7 protein-coding genes are annotated in these 6,030 nt (G+C 65.8%); 1 reads left to right on the top strand and 6 read right to left on the bottom strand.

Annotated features, from left to right (window positions below; all coding sequences use genetic code 11):
- A partial coding sequence (locus tag B2527_RS19305; protein WP_293717315.1) for a lyase family protein occupies positions 1 to 704 on the bottom strand: 704 nt, incomplete at its 3' end.
- 204 nt (positions 705 to 908) lie between these two features.
- Here B2527_RS19305 and B2527_RS19300 point away from each other — a divergent pair.
- Positions 909 to 2,318, top strand: coding sequence for a class II fumarate hydratase (locus B2527_RS19300; RefSeq protein WP_293717314.1), 1,410 nt, complete (start codon positions 909 to 911; stop codon positions 2,316 to 2,318).
- A gap of 207 nt (positions 2,319 to 2,525) precedes the next feature.
- Here B2527_RS19300 and B2527_RS19295 read toward each other — a convergent pair whose 3' ends face one another.
- The 5 genes from B2527_RS19295 to B2527_RS19275 form a co-directional block, all read right to left on the bottom strand.
- Positions 2,526 to 2,954 (bottom strand): hypothetical protein, encoded by a 429-nt coding sequence (locus B2527_RS19295; RefSeq protein WP_293717313.1) that lies wholly within the window; start codon positions 2,952 to 2,954, stop codon positions 2,526 to 2,528.
- A 57-nt stretch (positions 2,955 to 3,011) separates the two neighbouring features.
- Positions 3,012 to 3,596 carry a DUF2884 family protein gene (locus B2527_RS19290; protein ID WP_293717312.1) on the bottom strand — a complete coding sequence of 195 codons (585 nt, stop codon included), beginning with the start codon at positions 3,594 to 3,596 and terminating at the stop codon, positions 3,012 to 3,014.
- A gap of 30 nt (positions 3,597 to 3,626) precedes the next feature.
- On the bottom strand, positions 3,627 to 4,454 hold the full coding sequence (locus tag B2527_RS19285) for a DUF4097 family beta strand repeat-containing protein (protein ID WP_293717311.1): 828 nt from the start codon (positions 4,452 to 4,454) through the stop codon (positions 3,627 to 3,629).
- 29 nt (positions 4,455 to 4,483) lie between these two features.
- Positions 4,484 to 5,497 (bottom strand): hypothetical protein, encoded by a 1,014-nt coding sequence (locus tag B2527_RS19280; RefSeq protein WP_293717310.1) that lies wholly within the window; start codon positions 5,495 to 5,497, stop codon positions 4,484 to 4,486.
- On the bottom strand, positions 5,494 to 6,030 hold a 537-nt coding region (locus tag B2527_RS19275), incomplete at its 5' end, for an AAA family ATPase (protein WP_343124774.1). The genes B2527_RS19275 and B2527_RS19280, both read right to left, overlap by 4 nt.

Here is a 6,030-nt window from a genome sequence, read left to right as displayed (position 1 = left end):
GCGAAGGCCGGCCAGTCCACGTCCGGGTAGGACACGACGTGGGCGTTGTAGTTGCCAACGGCGCCGTTGATCTTGCCGGTGAGCTCGACCGCGCCGATCTGGCGGATCTGGCGCTCCAGGCGGGCCACGACGTTGGCGATTTCCTTGCCCAGGGTGGTCGGCGAGGCGGTCTGGCCGTGGGTGCGCGACAGCATCGGCTGCGCGGCCTGGGCATGGGCCAGCTGGCGCAGCGCGGCGGCGATGCCGCCATAGGCCGGCAGGACCACCTTTTCGCGGGCTTCGGCCAGCATCAGGCCGTAGGACAGGTTGTTGATGTCCTCGCTGGTGCAGGCGAAATGCACGAACTCCAGCGCCGGGGCCAGCTCGGCATCGTCCTTGAGCTGCTCCTTGATGAAGTACTCCACGGCTTTGACGTCGTGGTTGGTGGTGCGCTCGATTTCCTTGACGCGGGCGGCGTTGTCGACCGAGAAACCATCAGCCAGTGCACGCAGCTTGGCCTTGCCGCTGGCCGAGAAGTCCGCCAGCTCGGCGATGCCCGGCTCGGCGCCCAACGCCAGCAGCCATTCGATCTCGACCTTGACGCGGGCCTTGATCAGGCCGTACTCGGAAAAGATCGGGCGCAGTGCGTCGACCTTGCCGGCATAACGGCCATCAAGCGGGGACAGGGCGAGCAGGGCGGCTTCTTGGCGGGACGTATCCGTCATGGCGGCGTGCAGTTGGGCAGTGGCGGGGGCGCATATTCTACGCTGCCCGGGCCCTCGCCGTTGCCGGGCCGTTCTGTCCCATCGGCCGCGGATGTGTTTGCCCGGGCAGGCGGGTATGGTGGGCGTAGCCGCCAGCCCGGGAAATCTGCCCACCGCCAGCCGCAGCTTTCCCTTCCCCAACAATAAGATTGTGCGGAGTTGATGATGAGCAAGGTTTCCAAAGCAGGTTTCCGGACCGAACACGACAGCATGGGTGAACTGCAGGTGCCCGCCGAGGCCCTGTGGGGCGCGCAGACCCAGCGCGCGGTGCAGAACTTCCCGGTGTCCGGGCAGCGCATGCCGCGCGCCTTCATCCGCGCGCTTGGCTTGATCAAGGGCGCCGCTGCCGAGGTCAACACCGGCCTGGGCCTGCTGCCCAAGGGCGTGGGCAAGGCGATCCAGTCCGCGGCCACCGAGGTCGCCATCGGCGCCCACGACCAACATTTCCCGATCGACGTGTACCAGACCGGTTCGGGCACCTCGTCCAACATGAATGCCAACGAGGTCATCGCCACCCTGGCCAACCACAGCGGCAAGGCCGGCAAGACGGCGGTGCACCCCAACGACCACGTCAATCTGGGGCAGAGCTCCAATGACGTGATCCCGACCGCCATCCGCGTCTCGGCCCAGCTGGAAACGATGGAATCGCTGCTGCCGGCGCTAAAGCACCTGCGCAAGACCATCGACAAGCGGGCGCGCGGCCTGGGCAAGATCGTCAAGACCGGCCGCACCCACCTGATGGATGCCATGCCGCTGACCTTTGCCCAGGAGTTCGGCGCCTGGTCGGCCCAACTGGCCTCGGCCGAGGGCCGCATCGAGGACGCCTTGAAGCGCCTGCGCCGGCTGCCGCTGGGCGGCACGGCCATTGGTACCGGCATCAATGCTGACCCGCGCTTTGGTGGCAAGGTCGCGCGTGCGCTGTCGGCCAGTACCGGGGTCAAGTTTGAGAGCGCGGCCAACAAATTCGAAGGCCTGGCTGCACAGGACGATGCGGTGGAGCTGTCAGGTCAGCTCAATGCGCTGGCGGTGGCCCTGATCAAGATCGCCAATGATCTGCGCTGGATGAATTCCGGGCCGCTGGCCGGTCTGGGCGAACTGGAGCTGCCGGCGCTGCAGCCGGGCAGCTCGATCATGCCGGGCAAGGTCAATCCGGTGATTCCGGAAGCCACCGTGATGGCGGCCGCGCAGGTCATCGGCCACCACACGGCGATCACCGTGGCTGGGCAGACCGGCAACTTCCAGTTGAACGTGGCACTGCCGCTGATTGCCGCCAACCTGCTGGATTCGATCCAGTTGCTGTCCAATGTGATGAACCTGCTGGCCGACAAGGCGTTCGCCGGTCTGGTGGTCAAGCAGGAGCGGGTGCGGGAGGCGCTGGCGCGCAACCCCATCCTGGTGACGGCCTTGAACCCGATCATTGGTTACGAGAAGGCGGCGGCGATTGCCAAGCGTGCCTACAAGGAGCAGCGGCCGGTGCTGGACGTGGCGCTGGAAGACAGTGGCTTGTCAGAGGCCGAGTTGAAGCGGCTGCTGGATCCGGCGGCGCTGACGCTGGGTGGTATCCACGACCATTGAGGCGGGTAGTGCCGGCCATGGTCGGCATTGCCCCGCTTTCCCCCCTCCCTTTCGCGCAACGAAGGGGAGGGCTGGGGAGGGGTTGGCTTTTGAGCCTTTCGGGTGTTGGCAGTTTCGCGGCGTATGCCGCTTCTGCAGGCTTTGTTGGTAAAGCCTCTGCCGAGCATGGCTCGGCACTACATTGGCGTTTCCCAGGGGGCGGCTGGCTCAGCGCACGGCGCGCAGGTTGGCCAGGGCTTCGTCGTATTTCTCGAATTCGTGGATCTGCTGTGCCAGGTCGGCCGGGAATGGGCTTTGCCCCGCCGGCACCTGCAGGGGCAGGCTACGCTCGGCGGCGGAGGCCGGGTCGGCGTCCACCAGGGTGTTCTGGCGCATGATCTGCAGCTTGACGAAGCTGGTCTGCAGCAGCGCCTGCTGCTCGGCATTCAAGGGAATGACGATGTCATCCACGCGCAGGCGGCCGTCGGGCAGGATGTCCAGGTTCGGGTAGGGCGCGCGACGGATCGCGATGCGTTCCAGCGTCACCTCGGTCTTGGGCTTGCTGCGCTCGCTGCGGTGCTCGGCGTACTTCTCGCGGTCACAGCCGGTGGCGAGGGTGGCCAGGACAACCAGGATCAACAACAGCAGCTTTTTCATGGCGATGGAAACGACGACGGGGGACGCTCATTCTAACGCCCCCCGCCGACTGGCTGCTCAGGGCAACTGGACGTTGCCGGCACGGCAGTCGTCGATGTCGCCCTGGTCCATCTTCGCATAGGGCTTGAACTCCGGCACCGCTGCCGCCAGCTGCTGCTGGGTGGCCATCAGGGCCGGCAACTGGTCACACAACTGGTTGGCGCTGGCTTTGATCTTCTCGGCCTCGGCATTGACCCGCTGCTCGATCTGGTCGGTGTTGCCCGACAGCAGGCCCTTGATGGCTTCACCGGCGGCGCGGCTACCCAGGTTGGCGCCCTGCACGCCGATCTCGATGCCCGCCTCGGCAATGCTGATCATCTGCCTGCGGTACTGCTGGGTGATGGCGCGCTGGCTGTCGTTCAGGGCCACGGCCGTGTTGTTGATCAGCAGGTCGCCGTTGGGGGCGATCTCGACCTTGGCACCATCGCTGGTGATGCTGATGTTGCCTTCCTGCATCTTCTTGCGGGCGTCGTTGGTGGCTTCGCGGACCTTCTGGCCCAGCGTGGTTTCACCGCTGGTGTCGTTGGCCTGCGGGCGTTCACCACAGGCGCTGAGGGGCAGGGCCAGGGCCAGGGCAAGCAGGGAGGCGTTGAGGATCTTCATGGCATGCGTTCCGTTGCGTCAGGGAAGGAGTCAGCGCTTCTTGGGCAGGTCGATGGCGCCGCGGATGCCGGTATGGTTCACCGAGCCGCTGCCGACGCGGTCCACCGTCAGGCTGGCGGCACCGCGCACTTCGAAATCGCCGGAGCCCAGCGAACCCAGGCTTACCGCACCACCGGCATCGCGTACATCGACGTCGCCTGAGCCGATGCTTTCAACACGCACCGTGCCCTGCACGCCGTGCAGTTCAATGTCACCGGAGCCGACACTGCCGACGCGCGCATCGCCACGTACGCCGTTGACCTTGACGTCGCCCGAGCCGACCGACACGACATAGGCCGAACCGACGTTGTGCAGTTCGACGTCACCCGAGCCCACCGCAGCGGTGGCCAAGCCCTTGATGTCGCGCGCAACCACGTCACCGGAGCCGACGTCGGCGCTCATCGAATCAGCGCCGGTCAGCGCCGCATCGCCCGAGCCGACCTTCAGCTGGACCAGGATGTTGTCCGGCAGCGTACCGGTCAGGTCCAGGTAGGCATAGGTACTGCCGCTGAGGTTGATGTTCAAACCGCGGCTTTCGCGCTTGAGTGTGACCACCAGCTTGTCGCCCACCTTCTGCTGGCTCAGCGAAAGCTGCGACAGCATGTCCTGGGTGGAGGCGCAGGCGCGCCCGCTGAGCGTGGCCTTGGCGCCGGGGCTGGCCTGCAGGCGCAGGTCATGGCTGTTGACTTCAAAGACGACGGCCTTGGCGCCGGCCAACTGCAGGTCCAGGGCCTGGGGTTGGCTGAACTTGCAGTGGTCCTCGGCGAAGGCGGCGCCGGGCAACAGGCCGAGGGCGAGCAGGACGGGGGTGATCTTCATCAGGAATCCTCGTGTTTGCGTTTGCAGAATCAGATTTCGTCGCGACGCTGGCGCAGCCAGATGGCCAGCACGATGAACACTACGCCGACCACAGCGCCGATCCACAGTTCCGGGGTGGCCAGCGAGGCGAACAGCACCTCGGGGGAAAAGCCGCTGACCATCGTTTGCAGCTTGTGCCCGCTGATGTCCTTGGCGTTGTAGGCCAGGTCGATGCCTGGCGCGGTGCCCAGCAGCAGGCGGCCGACGACATGGCCCCAGAACCAGCCGGCATTGAGGCCGAACAGCTTCATCATGCCGAACCAGCTGACGATGATGCCGGCAAACACGGGCAGCATGACCGCCCACAGGAAGGGCTTGCTCTTGGCCCAGGACGAGCACAACAACAGCCAGCCGGCAGTGGGCAGCGCCCACAGTGCGTACACCGGGATGCGGGAGATGAAGCCGGCGGCCATGCTCAGCGGGTTGCCCGGGCCCCAGATCAGGGTTATCGGGTTGCCGCCGTGGGCAAGCACCACGATGCTGATGATCAGCATGAAGCACAGCATGGTGGCGATCGCCAGCAGCGTGGCCAGCAGCGGCGCCACCAGCAGGGCACTGGTCAGCTTGGACAGCACGGCCTGGGTATCGGACAGCGGCATCGACTTCCAGAACAGCACGCTGCGGTCGCGGCGGTCGTCATACAGCGCGCCCAGGCAATAGAAGAACACCACGAAGCCCAGCACGATGAAGGGCCAGCCGCCGCTGAGCAGCAGAGTGAAGTTCATCCCGTCGGCCCACTTGCCCATGTCCTCGGGCGTCATCTGCGAGGTCAGCATCTGCAGGTCCAGGCCGTTGACGTTGACGCCATTGATATGCAGATCGCCGTTCCTGGCTGCCCGGTTGGCCGCCCACAGGCCACCGACGATGGCCATCAGCGACAGCAGCAGCGAGACGCCGCCGGCGATCAGTGGTGCCCACAGGAAGCCGCCGCGGTTTTCCCAGTATTCGCGCTTGAGCAGCCACTTGAACTTGCGCAGCGGGGTGATGTGGTGGACGGCGTTCATGCGTAGGTTCCCTTCATGGTGGCCACGAACAGGTCGGCCAGGCCGGGGTTGCGGGTTTCACCCAGGGCGGCGATACGGCTGCGGTCGACGCCGTCGTAGAGCAGCACGGTCTTGCCGAAGGGCAGGGCGCGTTCGTCGATCGGGCCCAGCGCGCGGGCCGCGTCCAGGGTCTCGGCCGAGGCCAGCAACTCGGTGTAACGCTCGGCCAAGGTCTCCATGTCGGTGGAGAGCACGATGCGGCCATCGCGGATGAACAGCACGTCGGTGAGGATGTGCTCGATCTCTTCCACCTGGTGGGTGGTGATGATGATGGTCTTCTGTTCGTCGAAGTAGTCCTCCAGCAGGCGCTGGTAGAACTCCTTGCGGTACATGATGTCCAGGCCCAGGGTGGGTTCGTCCAGCACCAGTACCTTGGCGTCGATGGCCATCACCAGGGCCAGGTGCAGCTGCACCACCATGCCCTTGGACAGCTCACGCACGCGCTGCTTTGGCTGCAGCTTGGTGTTGGCCAGGAAGCGCTCGCAGCGGGCGCG

The organism is Stenotrophomonas sp. UBA7606 (assembly GCF_002477705.1).
Taxonomy (GTDB): domain Bacteria; phylum Pseudomonadota; class Gammaproteobacteria; order Xanthomonadales; family Xanthomonadaceae; genus Stenotrophomonas.
The sequence above is the reverse complement of the archived record's forward strand: the minus strand, read 5'-3'. Positions and strand labels throughout refer to the sequence as shown.